The organism is Streptomyces sp. PH9007 (assembly GCF_059813725.1).
The window spans coordinates 6,217,114-6,233,690 of record NZ_CM187440.1 but is presented as its reverse complement, the minus strand read 5'-3'; the positions used below and the strand labels follow the sequence as shown (position 1 = coordinate 6,233,690).

The following is a 16,577-nucleotide window of genomic DNA, read 5'->3' as shown; positions in this document are numbered from 1 at the left end:
CGTGCCCGCCACCACCACCGGCCGCACCCGGCCGCGTCCGCCGCGCCGCCGGGCGGCGGCCGAATCCGCCGGCTCCCCGCTGTTCCTGGGCCACGGCCGGCTGCCCAGGGCGCTGGCCGGCACGGCGCTCGCGGTGTTCGCGCTGCTGTGGCTGACGCCCTTCGCGCTGGCGCTGGTGACCTCCCTGCAGAGCGAGCGGGATGTCGCCTCCTCCGGGCTCAACCCGCTCAAGGGCGCGCTGACCCTGGAGTCCTACCGCCAGATCATCGAACGCGGCAACGTACCGGTGTGGGCGGTCAACAGCCTGCTGATCGCCACGCTGGTCACCGTCATCACCGTGGTGATCTCCACGCTGGCCGCCTACGCGTTCTCCCGGGGCACCTTCCGCGGCCGGCGGGTGCTGCTGGCCGTCACGGTCGCGTCCATCATGGTGCCGCCGCAACTGCTCATCGTTCCGCTCTTCCAGCAGATGCTCACGTTCAACCTGGTCGACACCTACTGGGCGGTGATCCTGCCGCAGGTGGTGGCGCCGATGATGGTCTTCATCCTCAAACGGTTCTTCGACGCCGTGCCCCGGGAGCTGGAGGAGGCCGCCCGGATCGACGGCGCCTCCGAACTGCGGGTCTTCCGCTCGGTGGTGCTGCCGCTGTCGCGCCCCATCGTCGCGGCCGTCTCCGTGTTCGTGTTCATCGGCGCCTGGAACAACTTCCTGTGGCCGTTCATCATCATCAACGACTCGTCCCTGATGACCCTCCCGGTGGGTCTGGCGACGGTGCGCGAGTCCTACGGCATCCAGTACGCGCAGTCGATGGCGTCGGCGCTGCTGGCCGCCGCTCCCCTGATCATCGTCTTCCTGTTCTTCCAGCGCCGCATCGTGAAGTCCGTAGCCACCACCGGTCTCGGCGGCACCTGAGCGCCCCGTTCCACCGCCGCACCCCGTTCCCCGTACAGGAGTTGTCGTGCCCACCCGCACCGCCGCACCCCGTCCCGAGTACCCGCGACCGCAGTTCGTCCGCGAGGACTGGCTGAACCTCAACGGCACCTGGCAGTTCGCCTTCGACCCCGGGGACAGCGGCCTGGAACGCGGCCTGCTGACCGGCGGCCTGGACCGGGAGATCACCGTGCCGTTCCCGCCGGAGTCCGTGCTCTCCGGCATCGGGGAGACCGACTTCCTGGAGGCCGTCTGGTACCGGCGCACCCTCACCCTGCCCGCCGAGTGGGCCGGCCGGCGGGTCCTGCTGCACTTCGGCGCCGTGGACTACGACGCCACCGTGTGGGTGAACGGCACCGAGGTGGCCCGGCACCGGGGCGGGTTCACCCCCTTCACCGCCGACCTGCACGAGGTGGCGGGGCCGGGTGAGGAGATCACCGTCACGGTGCGCGCCCGCGACCCCAAATCCGGCCCTCAGGCCCGGGGCAAGCAGGCCCTGCGCTACGCCAACCACGACTGCAACTACACCCGGGTCACGGGCATCTGGCAGACCGTGTGGGCCGAGCCGGTGCCGCACGTCCGGCTGCACCGGCCCCGGATCACCCCGGATCTGGCCGGCTCCGCCTTCCATCTGGAGCTGCCGCTGTCCGGCAACGCGCCGGGGCACCGCGTACGGGCCCGGCTGAGCGACGCGGACGGTGAGGTCGCCACCGCCGAGGCGCGCGCCGATCTGGATCTGGCGCCCCGGCTGTATCTGCCCGTGCCGCGGGACCGCCACCGGGTGTGGAGCCCTCAGGATCCCCACCTGTACGACCTGCGGCTGGAACTGCTGGACGGCGACGGCCAGGTGGTCGACTCGGTCGCCAGCTACGCGGGGCTGCGCTCGGTGGCGATCCGGGACAAGGCGGTCCTCCTCAACGGGGAACCGGTCTTCCAGCGGCTGGTGCTGGACCAGGGCTGGTACCCGGACGGGCTGATGACCGCTCCCACCGACGCGGCGCTGGTGCGGGACATCGAACTCGCCCAGGCGGCCGGCTTCAACGGCGCCCGGCTGCACCAGAAGGTGTTCGAGGAGCGGTTCCTGTACCACGCCGACCGGCTCGGGTACCTGGTGTGGGGCGAGTTCGGCGACTGGGGCTGCGAGGTGGGCGGCAGTTCGGGTGACAACCAGCAGCCCGACGCGTCGTACACCGGGCAGTGGCTGGAGGCGGTGGAGCGCGACTACTCCCACCCCTCGATCATCGGCTGGTGCCCGCTGAACGAGACGTACCAGCGGCTGCACGACCGCACCACACAACTGGACGCGGTGACCCGGGCGATGTTCCTGGCCACCAAGGCCCTGGACACCACGCGGCCGGTCCTGGACACCTCCGGGTACGCCCACCGGGTCGCGGAAACCGACATCTACGACGCGCACACCTACGAGCAGGACCCCGCCGCCTTCGGCGCGCAGGTCGCCGGGCTCGACCGGGACGATCCGTATGTCAACACCGCGCCCGACGGCCGGCCGTGGTCGCTGCCGTACCGCGGTCAGCCCTATTTCATCAGCGAGTTCGGCGGCATCTGGTGGCATCCGGAGACCGCGGCCCAGGCCCGGGGTGATGACCGTGAGGAGTCCTGGGGCTACGGTGACCGGCCGCGCGACGAGGAGGAGTTCCATGCCCGGTTCGCCGGGTTGACGGGCGTGCTGCTGGCCGATCCGGGCATGTTCGGCTACTGCTACACGCAGCTGACCGACGTGTTCCAGGAGCAGAACGGCGTCTACCGCTTCGACCGGAGCGACAAGCTGGACGTCTCCCGGATCCGGGCGGCCCAGCTGCGGCCGGCGGCCATCGAGCGGCGCGAGGGCTGACAGCGGTCCTCGTGACGTACCGGCCCCCGGCGACCTCCCCGCGCCGGGGGTCCGGCGTCTTAACCGCCGCTTAAGCGGGGATGAGCCGACGCTGATCTTCGGCATCGCCGGACCGGGACAGGATGCCGCACAGCAAGCGGTTGTCCCGTCTCTCACCTGCGGTCCATACCTGAGTTCCTTTCAGGACCGGACTTTTGCGTTCCGCAGGCTCCGTTGACAGAGCGTCCTCACCCCTCCTACCTTCGCGAACGCCGGAATGCTTTCCGGTGGTGCCCGCCTTCCCCCACACCTTGAGGTAGCAGATGAGCCAGCATCGCGTGCCCCGGCGACGACGCCGGATCGCACTGACAACCGCCGCGGCGGCGACGGCGGCGGCCGTGGTCGGCGTCGTGGTGATCCCCTCCGCGGGGGCCGCGGAGGTCCCCGTCGGCAGCGGCAGCTACTCCGACACCCGCCCGGCCGGCGCCCAGGGCCCCACCGACAACATGGGCACCCCGGTCCTGCCGCAGGTCACCGACACGGTCGCCGGGGAGCCGGTGCCCACCAACAAGTGGTGGTCCTCGCTGGTCTTCAAGCGCTACCCGGACAACCCGTACTCCCAGCCGATGTACGGTCACCCCCTCACCTACCAGGCCGTCGCCGAGGGCCTCCAGGTCGGCCACCCCACCGACCACGCCATCGTCGGCGACGGGCGGCAGTACGAGTACGTCCACACCGCCGACCTCACCCTGAGCGTCGCCGGGCTCGACTCGCCCGACGTCAAGGCGGACGGCTGGTCCGACTGGACCGTGAACCCCTACTGGGGCGACGGCGACCGCGAACTGCGCGCCACCATCGGCCACGGCCTGCCGTACGTGTACGCGGAGGCCGCCGGCGGGGACGCCGAGATCATCACCAACGGCACGCCTGAGGTCTTCGCCGACGACGGCAACGTCCTCGGTGTGACCGTCGCCGGCAACCACTACGCGCTGTTCGCCCCCACCGGCAGCGACTGGAACGTCTCCGGCACCTCCGTGACGGCGGCGCTCGGCGGCCAGGACTACTACTCCGTCGCGCTGCTCCCCGAGCGGGAGGCGCTGGACACCTACGCCCAGTACGCCTTCAGCTTCGTCACCGGCTCCGAGGTGTCGTGGGACTACGACACCGAGGCGGGCGAGATCAACGCCACCTACACCCTGCAGACCGAGGCGCGCGAGGGCTCGGAGACGGGCACCATCCAGGCGCTCTACCGCCACCAGTGGCTGCACACCGACGACACGCTGCTGCCGTACGAGTACGTCTCACCGCGCGGCGCGATGAAGGTCCGCGAGGGCAACTCCTTCACCACCACGCAGTCCGTGCCCGGTGTGCTGCCCGTGCTGCCCGAGAGCGACGGCGTCGACGAGGCCCGGCTGAGCGGCTACATCGCCGACGTGCTCGGCTCGCAGGACCCCTTCGAGGGCGCCACCGACACCTACTGGACCGGCAAGCAGCTGGGTAAGCTCGCCCAGCTCACCACCATCGCCGACCAGGCCGGTGACGACGCCTCCCGCGATCAGTTGCTGACGCTGATCAAGGACCGGCTGGAGGAGTGGTTCACGGTCGGCGGACCGGCGGAGTTCTCCTACGACTCCGACTGGTCGACCCTCACCGGGTACCCGGCGTCCTACGGCAGCGACGCCGAGCTGAACGATCACCACTTCCACTACAGCTACTTCGTGATGGCCGCCGCGATCGTCGCGCAGTTCGACCCCGCGTGGGCCGAGCAGTCGGCCTGGGGCGGCATGGTCGGCGAGCTGATCCGGGACACGGCCAACCCGGCGCGTGACGACGACCGTTACCCGTTCCTGCGGGGCTTCGACCCGTACGCGGGCCACAGTTGGGCCGCCGGCCACCAGGGCTTCGCCGCCGGCAACAACCAGGAGTCCTCCTCGGAGTCCGTCAACCTGAGCGTCGGCCTCATCATGTGGGGCTCGGCCACCGGCGACGAGGAGCTGCGGGACCTGGGCGTCTATCTGCTGGCCACCGAGGCCGAGTCGATCCGGCAGTACTGGTTCGACGCCGACCAGGAGGTCTACCCCGAGGACTACGCGCACCCGATCGTCGGCATGGTCTGGGGCTCCGGCGCCGCCTACTCCACCTGGTGGACCGCCAACCCCGAGGAGATCCACGGCATCAACGTGCTGCCCGTGACCGGTGGTTCGCTGCACCTGGCCGCCAACCCGGAGGCCGTGGCCCGCAATCTGGACCACCTCGTCGAGCAGAACGGCGGGCCCTTCGAGGAGTGGCGCGACCTGCTGTGGCAGTTCCAGGCACTCGCCGACCCGGCGACCGCCAAGGCGTCCTACGACGCGGACGGTGACGCGTACGAGCCGGAGGCCGGGGCGACCCGCGCCCACACGTACCACTGGATCAACACCCTCGCCACGGTCGGTGCGCCCAACCTCGACGTGACGGCCGACAGCCCGACCGCCGCGGTGTTCGAGAAGGACGGCGCGCGTACCTACACCGCGCACAACTACGCCGACACCGAGCAGACGGTGACGTTCTCCGACGGGACCACGCTCACGGTCCCGGCCCGCTCGTCCGCCACCTCGCAGGGCTGACGGACACCCTTCCCGCCGCCGGCCGTCCCCGTCACGGGGGCGGCCGGCGCTGTGCTCACGGCGCGCGGCTCCCGGCGGAGCACGGACGGAAGCGGCCCGTCAGACGGCCCGGGTTCCACCGTCGGCACGGTCGGGCCGATCCGGCGCGTGCGTGGTATGCGTGGTGTGGATGTCCCCTTGCTGTACGGCGAACACCGTGCCGGATTCGCGGGCGGTGTTGTTCTGCTCCAGGGTGAACGTTCCCCGGCCGGTGGCGAAGGCCCGGTCGATGTCGGCCGTCAGCCGGGCCAGCGGCGTGCGGCAGGCCGGCTGCCGGCGCAGCAGTTCGGCGAGTTCCCGGGCCCACACCCCGCACAGCACCCGCCGCACCTCCTCGGAGTCCGCCGCCGCCCGGACCAGTGCCGCGTTCTCCTCGAGCCGGGCCGCGAGCGCGTCGCTGCGGTCCGGTGCCCCGCGGCGGAAAAGCCCGAGGACGGTGTCCTTGGTGCTCCGCCACAGGTCCGTGGCCATCGTCGCCACCACGGCCGTCGCGCCGGCCTCGGCGAGCAGCGTCAGTTCGTCGGTCACGTGGGCTCCCTCACGTCGTGCCGGTGATGTGCATGGTGCCGTTCTGGACCGCGTAGATGACGCCGTGTCCCGATGCCTCGCTGATCATCTTCGGGGCCTCGCGGCTCTCCGGGCCGGCCGTACGGTCCGGGGCGGCGGGCCCGGCGTCCTCCTCGCCGGGCGCGGCCCGCGGGGTGACGGCGCCGGGCACGTGCAGCCAGGCGGACGCGGTGAACTCCTTCTCCCGGACGCCGACCTGCCGGAAGCTCTCCGGGTCGATGCCGGGCCGGCCCTGGCACACCGCCTCCTCGTGGAAGTGCTGGGAGATGATGAGCGCCGCCGTCGCCTCCGGACGCACCGCCAGGGCGTCCCGGACCGGCGACGCGTCCAGCAGCCGGGCCAGGACTTCCAGCGGCCGGCCGGTCACGGTGCCGTCCGGACCGATGTGCACGTCGCCCGCGTGCAGCGCCATCCGTACCCGGACCTGTGCGGGCGGCGCGGCGAGCCGGTTGTGCGCCGCGAGTCGGACCGACAGTTCGTGGGCCAGCGGGTGGATCAGGCTCGCCTTGGGCGTTCCGGCCGGCAGCGTGACCCGTACGCCGTCGCCGAGATCCTGGTACAGGCACGCCTCGCGATCGATCCCACCGCGCGCGAACGCCTCGCGCAGCGCCGCCCACAGCGCGGCACGGATCCGCCGCAGCGCCACGTCTCCGCGCCCCGCCGAACGCGCGATGTCCACCGCGAGCAAGGCCCGGTATTCCGGCACGTTCTCCATACGCCCTCCTGGTCCCGCGATCCCCCGGTCGCACCGGCGGCCGGCCACGTCGTGGCACATTCCGCCCGGATGCGTGCTTCCACTGTGCCCCGATTGAACGGAACGCATCCCCTCGCAATACTGGTTCGGCCCGACGTCGCGGAGCCGATCCGCCCCACTCGCCCGGACAGCACGGGTGACGGGGCACCCCCACACTCGGCGACGGGGACCCCGGGCGGGAGGCGGCGGCGCATGGACGGCACCACACCGGGCCCGGACGCGGCCGGACGCGGGCCTGCGGGAGCGTGGACCTGGCCGCCCTCGAGTCTGCTCGGATCGCTCCCGCACTCAGAGCGGCAACGGCTCCTGGCACTGGGCGCGGGCCGGCGCTACGAGGCCGACCGGGTGCTGATGCGGGAGGGGGAACGGACCACGTTCGTCCTCATCCTGCTGCACGGCGTGGTCAAGGCGACCGGGCTCGCACCGGACGGCCGGGACGCCCTGCTGGCCGTGCGGATGGGCGGGGACCTGGTCGGCGAACTCGCCGCGGCGGACGGCGGGCCCCGCTCGGCCACGGTCACGACCTGCGGGGCGGTGATCGCGAGGGTCGTCAGCCGGGAGGAGTTCCTCGGCTGCACGGGCCGCAACCCCGGGATCGCCCACGCCGTCAACGCGTCCGTGGTCGCGAAACTCCGCGTCGCCAACACCCATCGCGTGGACTTCACCGGCTGCGACGCCGCCACCCGGCTGGCCCGGGTGCTGCACCAGATCGTGCTGACCCACGGCGAGCGGTCCGGCGCCGGTGCGCTGATCCGCTGGCCGATCACCCAGCCGGAGCTGGCGACCCTGTCGGGGGCCGCGGAACCCACCGTGCAGAAGGTCCTGCGCCGGCTTCGTGAGGCGGGCGTGATCTCCACGGGTTACCGCAGCGTGCGGGTGGAGGACCTGGCACGGCTGAGCAGCATCGCCTTCGACCCGCAGCCCTGAGAGCCCGCCCGGCACCGGGGGGACTTCGCCCACGACCGCGGAGCGGATGGGCGGAAACAGTCGTACGACGGGATTGCGTCCCCCGGTGCTCGCTAGCGTGACAAGGGCGAGGGGGGCGGCCGGTTGGTGGACGAGGTGCCCAACCGGCCGCCGCGCCACAGGATGTGGGAACGGTCCGCGACCGCCGTGCGGGTTCGCCGGGGTCGGTCGCGCGTTCCGTCAACGGGAAGGGGATGGGCCATGGCAGAGAAGGACGGGGGCGGGCGGCGACCGGCCGGCCCCGAGCATCGGGGGGACGACACCCCGGCACGCGGCGACCACCGCGTCAATATCGGCGGGAACGCGTCGGGGACGGTGATCGCGGGCCACCACAACGTGGTGATCGACGCCCACGGTTCGACGGTGAACCTGCTCCAGCCGCAGGAGCGGCCCGAGCCGGTGCGCAGGGAGTCGGTCGCGCTCCTGCCCCGGCGGCAGCGGGACCCGGTGGGCCGCGCGGCGGATCTGGAAGAACTGGGAGCGACGCTGCGCCGTCACGGGGTGGTGCAGCTGTGGGGGCCGCCCGGGGTCGGCAAGAGCACCCTGCTCCGGCACGCCGCCCGCAGCCTGGAGGCCGGCCCGGACGGGGTGCTGTTCCTGAGCGGGGCGCACCGGGAGAGCGAGGATCTCGCGCAGGAGATCTTCGAGGCCTGCTACGAGGCACCCGGTTACGCGCCGACGGGCCCCGAGCTGCGGCGGCTGATGGCCGGGATCCGGATCGCGGTGTACATCGACGACGCGGAGCTGACCCCCGATCAGCTGCGGCTGCTCACGGACGCCGCGCCGGACGCGACGTTCGTCCTCGCCTCCAGGGAACGCTCGCTGCTCGGCGAGAGCGGACAGCTGGAGCTTCGGGGGCTGTCCCGCGCGGCCGGACTCCAGCTGCTGAGCGAGGAGTTGGGGCTTCCGCTTCCCCCTCACGAACGCGCGGCGGCCCACGAGTTGTGCGGGCTGTCCCTCGGGCGGCCCCTGCTGCTGTTACGGGCGGCCGGGCTGGCCCGCACGGGGGCGGCGGGCGAAGTCAGGCTGCCGCGTGCGGCCGAGATCGAGGGCCTGCTGCCCCTGCTGTTCGAAGGGCTCGACCCGGCCGCCGTCGGCGCGCTGCGCCTGCTGGCGACGCTCGGGGACGCGGAACTCGACCCGGTGCACGTGGGGACGCTGTGCGGGGTGGCCGAACCCGCCGCCGTCTGCGCCCGGTTGGCCCGGCTCGGTCTCGTGGAGGCCACCGAGCGGGGGTTCCGGGGTGTCGCCGACGTGGTGCCGGAGATACGACGCTGGGCTCCAGCCGCCTTCCCCGCGCTGTTCCCGGCCGACCGGCTGTGCGACCACTTCACCCGCTGGGCGGCGCTGCCGACCACCACCGCGGCCCAGGTCGCCGACCACGGGCGCGCGCTGGAGCTGGTGGCCGAACTGGCGGAGGAGCAGGGCCGACCCGACCTCGCCGTACGCCTCGCCCGCGCCGTGTCGCCCTTCCTCGCCCAGTCCCTGAGGTTCGGGGTGTGGGGGCGGCTGCTCGACCGGGGCGAGAGCGCCGCGCAGCAGGCGGGGGACGCGACGGCCAGGGCCTACTTCACCCATGAGAAGGCGATCCGGTGCCTGATGACCGGCCGGCGGGTGGTGGCCGCGGTGCTGCTGGCCGAGGCCGTGGTGCTGTGGCGGCAACTGGGCGACACCGAGGGCGTCGACGCCGCGCTCAACGCCCAGCAGTACACCCCTCCGCCGTCCGCGCCGACGCCGGAGGCGACAGCGCCGGGAGGCGGCGGGGAGATGCTGCCCGGCGACGAGCCGGACCCGGGCACGGCGGCGGGAGGCGATCCGGGCGCGGCGGCCGGGACGGACGCGGGAACGGCCGGAGGACCGGATCCGGCGGCGGGTTCCGGGGCGGGTACGGCTCCCGGACCGGGTCCGGGAACGGCCTCCGAGCCCGCGGGGCACGGCCCGTCCGGCGGTGATGCCGGCTCGGTACCGGCGGGGGACGGCGGCGGGCAGCCCTGGGGGGACCTGGGCTCGTTCCCCGTGGGGGACGCCGGCGCGGCTCACGGAGCGGGCACGGGCTCAGGGGCGGGGGCGGGCACGGGAGCCATGCCGAACGCGCCGGTGGACGCCGCGACGGCCTTCGCCGCCCACTCCTCCGGGGCCGCATCGACCGGTGCCGCGGCGGGCGCCGGCGCCGGCGCGGTCGTGCCGGGCGCCCTGTGGGCGAGCCTGCTGCCGACCATCATCGGTGTCGTCGTCGCTGTCGCCCTCGGCGTGGGCATCTATCAGGTGGCGGCCTCGGACGACGGGGGCGCAACGGAATCGTCCTCGGGTCCCGAGGACGAACTGGCGGGGGTCTGGCGTGACGAGGCGGGGAACGTCTTCCGGATCGTCGGGACGGGCGACGGCGCGTACGAGGTCGACGTACAGGCGACCTGCGGGGACAGCACGACCATGGAGATCACCGGCGGCTCCGGCAGCTACCGCGCCACGATGCCGGTGTGGGACGAGACGGCCTGCGGAACCGCGGTCGGCGAGGCGGACCTGACGATCGAGGTCGCCTCCGACCGTTCCAGCGCCGCCGTCCAGGTCACCGAGCGATCGGACGGCACCTGGGAGTGCTACACCTGCGGCGCGCAGAACTGGACCCGCCTTTCCTGAGGCGGTCCTGACATCCGAGGGGGCCTCGGCCCCACCGAAGGAGGAAACAGCATGGCCGACTCCACGGGCGACCACTTCTCGATCAGCGTCGGCGGTGACGCCTCGGGTCCCGTCGTGGCCGGGCACGACAACACGGTCGAGGTCCACCGGGCCGCCGAGCCGGAGGCCGGGGCGGGGCCGGCCCAGACGACCACGGTCCGCGACCACGGCACCGCCTACACCGTGATGAAGGGCGAGCTGCACATCCATCAGGACGCCGGCGCCCGGCCGCCGGAGGCGGACTGACGCCCCGCGTCCGCCCAGCGGTGGCCGTGCGGAGTGAGCGGGAGCTCCCCCGGCGCGCGGGCCCGTTCCCCGATGGACGGGACCCCGGTACGGACGGGCGAGCCCTGGCCGGCCGCCGTTCCCCCGGAGTGACCACCCGAAGGGCGGATGGGCGGGTCTCCCTCGTACGGTACAGAGAGACCGCCGGCCGCCCGGGAGCCTCCATGACCCGCATCCGCCGGAGGACGTCGCCCGACGCCCTCCAGGCCATCGATCCACCGACCACCACGGAGCTGGTCGCCGGCGTGCTGCTGGTGACGGTGCTGGTCGAGGTCCTCGGGGTGCTCTCCGGGTCCACGGTCTGGCTCCTGGGACTGCTGATCTTCCTGCCGGGCACGGCGTCGGCGCTGTGCACCGTCGCCCAGACCCGGTTCGTGGCCGCCTGGACCACCGTCGTCGTCATGCTCACCCTGCTGGTGCGTGACCGGGAGAACGGCCACTGGCTGGACCGGGCGCTGCTGGTGCTGCTCACCCTCGCCCTGGGCGCGCTCTCCGTGTACGCCTGCCACCGGCGCATCAAGCGCGAGCACGAGATGCTGCGGCTGCGCTCCACCGCCGCCGCGATGCAGCGGCACATCCTGCGCCCGCTGCCGCTGCTCACCGACCACGTGCTGGTCACCGGCGTCTACGAGCCCGTTCAGGAGGAGCGGCTGGTGGGCGGGGACATCTACGACGTCGTCGCCTCACCGTGGGGCACCCGCATCCTGATCGGCGACGTGCAGGGCAAGGGGCTGGCAGCCGTGGGCGCCGCGTTCGCCGTCATCGGGGCCTTCCGCGAGGCGGCCCACCGCGAGCCGACCCTCACCGCGCTCGTGGACGCCCTGGACGCCTCGGTCGTCCGGCACAATTCGTACGCCGAGCAGTCCGGCGACGACGAACGCTTCGTCACGGCGCTCGTCATCAGCGTGGACGCCGGCACCGAGACGCAGCTCGTCAACTGTGGTCACATCCCGCCCCGGCTGGTGCACGACGGTGCCGTCACCGCCTTGGACCTCGATTCCGGCGTGCCGCTGGGCCTCGCCGCGCTGGCGGCGGAGCCGGCGACCGTGGGCTGGTTCGACTTCCCCGCCGGCTCGACGCTGCTGCTGACCACCGACGGGCTCACCGAGACCCGCGCCGGGGACGGAACGTTCTACCCGGTCGACGAGCGGCTGCGGAAGCTCGCCGGCCGCTCCCCCACCGAGCTGCCGAAGGCGCTGTACGACGACGCCCGGTCCTTCGCGGGGAAGGCCGAGCAGCAGGACGACGTCGCCGTCCTGAGTGTCCGCCGTTCCCCGCACCGCTGAACGCGCCCCAGGTCAGGGGCGGCCAGGCGCGCCGGGGCGGGCGGCCGGGGGTCTCAGCAGGTGGAGGCCGATGGCCGCGGCCAGCAGTGTCACGCAGCCGGTGAAGACGAGCCCGGCGTCGCGCAGTCCGAGGGCCAGGGTGAGGGCGCCCACGCCCAGGACGGGCAGGGAGATGCCGAGGTAGGCGACCACGAAGAACGCCGAGGTGGTCTCGCCCCGGCGGTCCCGGGGGGCGCGCGTGGTCACCGCGGTCACCCCGGCGCGGAAGGCGAGCCCCTGTCCGGTGCCGCCCACGATCGCTCCGGCCAGGAGCAGCGCCAGTTCACCCGTGAGCAGCGAGGCGCCGATGAGCAGCATGCCGGCCACCAGGAGGAAGCAGCCGGCGGGCAGCGCCCGGGAGCTGGGCAGCCGGCCCGCCGTCAGCTGGCCGGCGGTGGAGGAGGCGAACGCGGCGAAGACCACGGCGCCGGAGACGGCCAGGTTGTGCACCCCGAGGTGGGTGGCCATGAAGGTGGGCGCGACCGAGGTGAACAGGCCGAACATGGCGAAGCCCGCGAATCCGGCCAGCGCCGCCGGGACGAACACCGCGCGGACCTGGTGCGGCACTCCGGGCGGGCGGATCCGCAGCCGGGGCAGCGGATGGTCCGGGCGGGCGGTCTCCGGCAGCGCCGCGGTGAGGGCGCAGGCCACCACGAGAAGACCCAGATGGGCGAGGTAGGGCAGCCGCAGGGGCGCCGGGGCGTACTCGGCGAGTACCCCGGCCAGCAGGGGCCCGCACCCGAGGCCGCCCATGTTGGCGGCGGTGGCCGCGAACGCGGCGCGCTCGCGACCGCCGGGCGGGGCCAGCTCCATGACGGCGACGGTGGCGGTGCCGGTCAGCAGGCCGGCGGAGAAGCCGGACAGGAGGCGGCCGGCCAGCAGCCAGGGCAGTCCGCCCTCGGCGAGGAAGCAGCCGGCGCTGGCCATGGACAGGAGCAGCGCGATGAGCAGGACCGGGCGCCGTCCGCGCAGGTCGGACAGGTCTCCGGCGAGCACGAGGACGGCGATGACGCCGACCGCGTACGTCGCGAAGATGACCGTCACGAGAAAGGAGGAGAAGCCGATCTCGCGCTGGTAGAGGCCGTACAGGGGGGTCGGCAGGGTGGTACCGGCCATGCCGACGGTGAAGGTGTACGCGGCGGCGATGTAGTGCCATGGCCGGAGGTGCCGGGAACCGGCCGTACCCGGAATCATGTGGTGATCGTACGGAGGCGGGAGGTTGCTGATGGTTCATCAGCGACCGCCCGCGTGTCCCGTGACCTGCGGCGGGCGACGTCGCCCGCCCGGTCAGCCCACGTAGTCGAAGGTGTTGGGGTCCGGGCCGCCGCGTCCCGCCGGGCCGCGGTCCAGGCCGTCGATGGCCCGGACGTCCTCCGGGGAGAGCTCGAAGTCGAAGATGCGGGCGTTCTCCTCCATGCGCGCGCGGCTCATGGACTTCGGGAAGACGATGTCCCCGCGCTGGATGTGCCAGCGCAGGATCACCTGGGCGGGGGGCCGGCCGGTGCGCTCCGCGATGGAGGCGACGACCTCGTCGCCCAGGACGGCGCCCTGGCCGAGCGGCCCCCACGCCTCGACGGCGATGCCGTGCCGCAGGGACGCCTCGCGGGCCCGCTCGTTGGGGAAGTACGGGTGGACCTCGATCTGGTTGACGGCGGGGACGATCCCGGTCTCGCCGATGATCCGCTCCAGGTGGTCCGGCTCGAAGTTGGAGACACCGGCCGACCGCAGCACGCCCTCGCCGATGAGGTCGGTGACGGCCTTCCAGGTGGAGACGTAGTCGCCGTCGTACCGGGTGGGCAACGGCCAGTGGATCAGGAACAGGTCGAGCCGGTCCAGACCGAGCCGGGTGAGGGATTCCTCGAACGTGCGCCGTACGTCGTCCGGGCGGTGGTTGCCGTTGTCGAGCTTGCTGGTGAGATACAGCTCCTGGCGCGGCAGGCCGCTGTCGGCGACGGCTTGGCCGACCTCCGCCTCGTTGCCGTACATCTGGGCGGTGTCGATGTGCCGGTAGCCCGCCTCCAGAGCCGATCCGACCGTGGCCGCCGTGTCCTGCGGCGGCACCAGATAGGTGCCGAAGCCGAGCTGCGGGATGGACGTGCCGTCGTTCAGGTCGATCGTCGCTGTCATAGCTGAGACGGTAGGCCGCCGCTTCGGCGGGCCGGGGCACCGGCGGCACCGGCGGTGCCCGTGTCCCGGGATGCCGCCCGAAGGGAGGTACGGGCGCGCCGCCGGCCGGCCTGCCTTGATAGGCAAGTGAACACTTGCCTATGGTGGACGTGTGACGGACGACGTGTTCAGGGCACTGGCCGATCCCACCCGGCGGCGCATCCTCGACGAGCTGGTGGAACGCGACGGTCAGACCCTGTTCGAGATCTGCTCACGACTGATGACCAAGCACGGTCTGGGGCTGACCCGACAGGCGATAAGCCAGCACCTGGGCGTGCTGGAATCCGCCGGTCTGATCAGGACCCGGCGCGAGGGCCGCTACAAGTTCCACGATCTGCACACCCAGCCACTCGAGCACATCGTCACGCGGTGGCTCAGGCCCGATCCCCCGGAGGACACCCCATGAGGATCCATCTGACCAATGTCTTCGTCGACGACCAGGCGAAGGCCCTGCGCTTCTACACCGAGGTGCTCGGCTTCCTGAAGAAGGAGGACGTGCCGGCCGGCGCGGACCGGTGGCTGACCGTGGTCTCGCCCGAGGACCCGGACGGCCCGGAGCTGCTGCTGGAGCCCAGCGGTCATCCGGCCGTCGGGCCGTACAAGGAGGCCCTGGTCCACGACGGCATCCCGGCGGCCTCCTTCGCCGTCCGGGACGTGGGGGCCGAGTACGAGCGGCTGCGCGCGCTGGGCGTGCGGTTCACCCAGGATCCGCTGGAGATGGGACCGGTCACCACCGCCGTGCTGGACGACACCTGCGGCAACCTGATCCAGATCGCCCACCGCAGGGCGTGACCGGCCGGGTGCGGGGGGCCTGGACAGTTCAGGTACGGGCGTTCAGTGCCTCCCGCAGCCGCCTCAGGGCGCCGGGATCGGACAGGGCGGAGCCGATGGCGACGGCGGCGCAGCCCGCGGCGAGGAAGTCGGCGGCGTTGTCGGGTCCCACTCCCCCGGTGGCGACGAAGCGGACCTGGGGGAACGGCGCGAGGTGAGCGGTGATCCAGCCGGGTCCCAACTGCTGTGCGGGGAACGCCTTGACCCAGGTGAACCCCGCGGCTAGGGCGCCCGCGATGTCGGTGGCGGTGGCGGCCCCCGGCAGATGGGGCAGCCCGGCCTCCTGGGACGCCTCGACCACCGGCGGGTGCAGTCCCGGTGCCACGGTGAAGGAGGCTCCCAGGTCCCGGGCGGCGCGCAGCCGCTCCACGGTGGTGACGGTGCCGGCTCCGACGTGCTTGCCGTGCGCGCCGGCCGCGTTGACGGCGGCTTCCAGGGAGGGCAGGGCGGCGTCGGACTGCACGGGTATCTCGACCAGTTCGACGCCGGCCTCCCAGGCGCGCAGGCACAGGTCGACGGTGGTGCGGGGGTCCTGGCCGCGGAAGATGCCCAGGACGGGGTCGGTGGACAGGTGGCGGGCGAAGAAGGCCGCGCTGGGGTCAGAGGTCATGCGGGGTTCCTTTCCGGTCCGGCGCGGTGGTCAGGTGCCGGGCCGCGGTGCGGGATGCGTCGAGGGGTTCGTGGTTGGGCGGGTCAACTCCCGACGGGGAGCGGCCCCGCGTGACACCATCGGTGGGTCAGGGCCACGCGCCGCCGCGGCCGCGTGGACGTCGGAACCTACCGCTGTGGGGTGACGGTGACCGCTCCTCCGGAAGCGATCGAATCGATGGAACAGCTCGCCGTGGTCTGGCGGGCCATGGCGCTGGACCGGGACCCGGACGCCGATGTGCGGGACCTGCCCGGCCTGGCCGTGCGCTGGGCCGACAGCCGGTTCGCGTTCTGGAACTGCGTCACCCTCACCGAGGCGGGCACGGGTGCCGAGCTGCTGGCCCGGCGGCTGGCGGAGGCCGCGGAGATCATGCGCGCCAAGCGGCGGCCCGGATTCCTGTGGCTGTTCGAGGATCTGCTGGCGGAGGAGGCGCGCGGCGCGCTGGCCGTGGCGGCCGAGCGCGCGGGCCTGCGGTACGCCTTCCCGGGTACGGCGATGGCCGGGGATCTGCTGCCGATCCCCGAGCCCTCCCACCCCGAGCTGACGTTCGCCCGGGTGACCACCGCCGCGCAGCTGGAGTCCTACGCGGACCTCAACTCCCGGGGGTACGGCTTCCCGCTGGAGGACGGCCGGGACGGCCTGGCCGGCTCCGCGCTGTGGACGAGCGGGGTGCACGCGTATCTGGCGCTGCGCGGTGACGTCCCGGTGGCGTGCGCGGCCACCGTCGAGGCGGCGGGCCGGCTGTTCGTCCTGCTGGTGGCCACGGATCCGCGGTGGCAGCGCCGGGGGTACGGCGAGGCGGTGACCCGTAAGGCGCTGTACGAGGGAGCGCGGGCCACCGGGCTCACCCGCGCCACGCTGCACGCGACTGCCGCCGGCGCGCCGGTGTACCCGCGCATCGGCTTCGTCCCGCACTCGCCGATGGGCTTCTACGGTCTGCGGGAGTGACCC

15 protein-coding genes are annotated in these 16,577 nt (G+C 73.1%); 10 read left to right on the top strand and 5 right to left on the bottom strand.

Translation table 11 applies throughout. The features are described from left to right. Position 1: 1 nt before the first annotated feature. The 3 genes from ACTFAP_RS28450 (at position 2) to ACTFAP_RS28440 (ending at position 5,368) form a co-directional block, all read left to right on the top strand. A complete protein-coding gene (locus ACTFAP_RS28450) occupies positions 2 to 913 on the top strand; it encodes an ABC transporter permease subunit (protein WP_495682960.1) in 912 nt (303 codons plus the stop codon). 46 nt (positions 914 to 959) lie between these two features. Beyond that, on the top strand, positions 960 to 2,783 hold the full coding sequence (locus tag ACTFAP_RS28445; RefSeq protein WP_500467810.1) for a glycoside hydrolase family 2 protein: 1,824 nt from the start codon (positions 960 to 962) through the stop codon (positions 2,781 to 2,783). A 302-nt stretch (positions 2,784 to 3,085) separates the two neighbouring features. Continuing rightward, on the top strand, positions 3,086 to 5,368 hold the full coding sequence (locus ACTFAP_RS28440) for a glycosyl hydrolase (RefSeq protein ID WP_500467809.1): 2,283 nt from the start codon (positions 3,086 to 3,088) through the stop codon (positions 5,366 to 5,368). A gap of 99 nt (positions 5,369 to 5,467) precedes the next feature. Here ACTFAP_RS28440 and ACTFAP_RS28435 read toward each other — a convergent pair whose 3' ends face one another. Together ACTFAP_RS28435 and ACTFAP_RS28430 are read right to left on the bottom strand one after the other, a co-directional pair. Then, the gene (locus ACTFAP_RS28435; RefSeq protein WP_500467808.1) at positions 5,468 to 5,935 is read right to left on the bottom strand and encodes a hypothetical protein; all 468 of its coding nucleotides are present in this window, start codon (positions 5,933 to 5,935) and stop codon (positions 5,468 to 5,470) included. A gap of 10 nt (positions 5,936 to 5,945) precedes the next feature. Beyond that, positions 5,946 to 6,689, bottom strand: a complete 744-nt coding sequence (locus ACTFAP_RS28430) for a nucleotidyl cyclase domain-containing protein (RefSeq protein ID WP_500467807.1) — start codon at positions 6,687 to 6,689, stop codon at positions 5,946 to 5,948. Between the two features lie 231 nt (positions 6,690 to 6,920). Here ACTFAP_RS28430 and ACTFAP_RS28425 point away from each other — a divergent pair, with 231 nt between their 5' ends. The 4 genes from ACTFAP_RS28425 (at position 6,921) to ACTFAP_RS28410 (ending at position 11,941) form a co-directional block, all read left to right on the top strand. Continuing rightward, a complete protein-coding gene (locus ACTFAP_RS28425) occupies positions 6,921 to 7,655 on the top strand; it encodes a Crp/Fnr family transcriptional regulator (protein WP_500467806.1) in 735 nt (244 codons plus the stop codon). Between the two features lie 240 nt (positions 7,656 to 7,895). Then, positions 7,896 to 10,331 (top strand): ATP-binding protein, encoded by a 2,436-nt coding sequence (locus ACTFAP_RS28420; protein WP_500467805.1) that lies wholly within the window; start codon positions 7,896 to 7,898, stop codon positions 10,329 to 10,331. Positions 10,332 to 10,382: 51 nt separating this feature from the next. Then, on the top strand, positions 10,383 to 10,616 hold the full coding sequence (locus ACTFAP_RS28415; RefSeq protein WP_436977416.1) for a hypothetical protein: 234 nt from the start codon (positions 10,383 to 10,385) through the stop codon (positions 10,614 to 10,616). 203 nt (positions 10,617 to 10,819) lie between these two features. Beyond that, the gene (locus tag ACTFAP_RS28410) at positions 10,820 to 11,941 is read left to right on the top strand and encodes a PP2C family protein-serine/threonine phosphatase (protein ID WP_500467804.1); all 1,122 of its coding nucleotides are present in this window, start codon (positions 10,820 to 10,822) and stop codon (positions 11,939 to 11,941) included. Positions 11,942 to 11,953: 12 nt separating this feature from the next. On the opposite strand, the gene ACTFAP_RS28405 is transcribed toward ACTFAP_RS28410, so the two are convergent. Both ACTFAP_RS28405 and ACTFAP_RS28400 read right to left on the bottom strand, forming a co-directional pair. Next, positions 11,954 to 13,174, bottom strand: a complete 1,221-nt coding sequence (locus tag ACTFAP_RS28405) for an MFS transporter (RefSeq protein WP_500467803.1) — start codon at positions 13,172 to 13,174, stop codon at positions 11,954 to 11,956. Positions 13,175 to 13,267: 93 nt separating this feature from the next. Beyond that, on the bottom strand, positions 13,268 to 14,107 hold the full coding sequence (locus ACTFAP_RS28400; RefSeq protein WP_500467802.1) for an aldo/keto reductase: 840 nt from the start codon (positions 14,105 to 14,107) through the stop codon (positions 13,268 to 13,270). 151 nt (positions 14,108 to 14,258) lie between these two features. Between ACTFAP_RS28400 and ACTFAP_RS28395 the strand changes: the two genes are divergently transcribed. Both ACTFAP_RS28395 and ACTFAP_RS28390 read left to right on the top strand, forming a co-directional pair. Beyond that, a complete protein-coding gene (locus ACTFAP_RS28395; protein ID WP_500467801.1) occupies positions 14,259 to 14,552 on the top strand; it encodes an ArsR/SmtB family transcription factor in 294 nt (97 codons plus the stop codon). Continuing rightward, positions 14,549 to 14,938 carry a VOC family protein gene (locus ACTFAP_RS28390; RefSeq protein ID WP_500467800.1) on the top strand — a complete coding sequence of 130 codons (390 nt, stop codon included), beginning with the start codon at positions 14,549 to 14,551 and terminating at the stop codon, positions 14,936 to 14,938. The genes ACTFAP_RS28395 and ACTFAP_RS28390 overlap by 4 nt, the downstream gene beginning before the upstream one ends. 28 nt (positions 14,939 to 14,966) lie before the next feature. Here the strand turns inward: ACTFAP_RS28390 and ACTFAP_RS28385 are convergent, their stop codons facing one another. Then, positions 14,967 to 15,587, bottom strand: a complete 621-nt coding sequence (locus ACTFAP_RS28385; RefSeq protein WP_500467799.1) for a bifunctional 4-hydroxy-2-oxoglutarate aldolase/2-dehydro-3-deoxy-phosphogluconate aldolase — start codon at positions 15,585 to 15,587, stop codon at positions 14,967 to 14,969. Between the two features lie 216 nt (positions 15,588 to 15,803). Here ACTFAP_RS28385 and ACTFAP_RS28380 point away from each other — a divergent pair, with 216 nt between their 5' ends. After that, a complete protein-coding gene (locus tag ACTFAP_RS28380; RefSeq protein WP_500469585.1) occupies positions 15,804 to 16,574 on the top strand; it encodes a GNAT family N-acetyltransferase in 771 nt (256 codons plus the stop codon). Positions 16,575 to 16,577: the final 3 nt, after the last annotated feature.

Bases quoted from the DNA above. Each gene is read 5' to 3' on its own strand.
- ACTFAP_RS28440 (WP_500467809.1), top strand. From the start codon at position 3,086: ATGAGCCAGCATCGCGTGCCCCGGCGACGACGCCGGATCGCACTGACA.
- ACTFAP_RS28430 (WP_500467807.1), bottom strand. From the start codon at position 6,689: ATGGAGAACGTGCCGGAATACCGGGCCTTGCTCGCGGTGGACATCGCG.
- ACTFAP_RS28425 (WP_500467806.1), top strand. From the start codon at position 6,921: ATGGACGGCACCACACCGGGCCCGGACGCGGCCGGACGCGGGCCTGCG.
- ACTFAP_RS28420 (WP_500467805.1), top strand. From the start codon at position 7,896: ATGGCAGAGAAGGACGGGGGCGGGCGGCGACCGGCCGGCCCCGAGCAT.
- ACTFAP_RS28415 (WP_436977416.1), top strand. From the start codon at position 10,383: ATGGCCGACTCCACGGGCGACCACTTCTCGATCAGCGTCGGCGGTGAC.
- ACTFAP_RS28410 (WP_500467804.1), top strand. From the start codon at position 10,820: ATGACCCGCATCCGCCGGAGGACGTCGCCCGACGCCCTCCAGGCCATC.
- ACTFAP_RS28405 (WP_500467803.1), bottom strand. From the start codon at position 13,174: ATGATTCCGGGTACGGCCGGTTCCCGGCACCTCCGGCCATGGCACTAC.
- ACTFAP_RS28400 (WP_500467802.1), bottom strand. From the start codon at position 14,107: ATGACAGCGACGATCGACCTGAACGACGGCACGTCCATCCCGCAGCTC.
- ACTFAP_RS28390 (WP_500467800.1), top strand. From the start codon at position 14,549: ATGAGGATCCATCTGACCAATGTCTTCGTCGACGACCAGGCGAAGGCC.
- ACTFAP_RS28385 (WP_500467799.1), bottom strand. From the start codon at position 15,587: ATGACCTCTGACCCCAGCGCGGCCTTCTTCGCCCGCCACCTGTCCACC.
- ACTFAP_RS28380 (WP_500469585.1), top strand. From the start codon at position 15,804: ATGGAACAGCTCGCCGTGGTCTGGCGGGCCATGGCGCTGGACCGGGAC.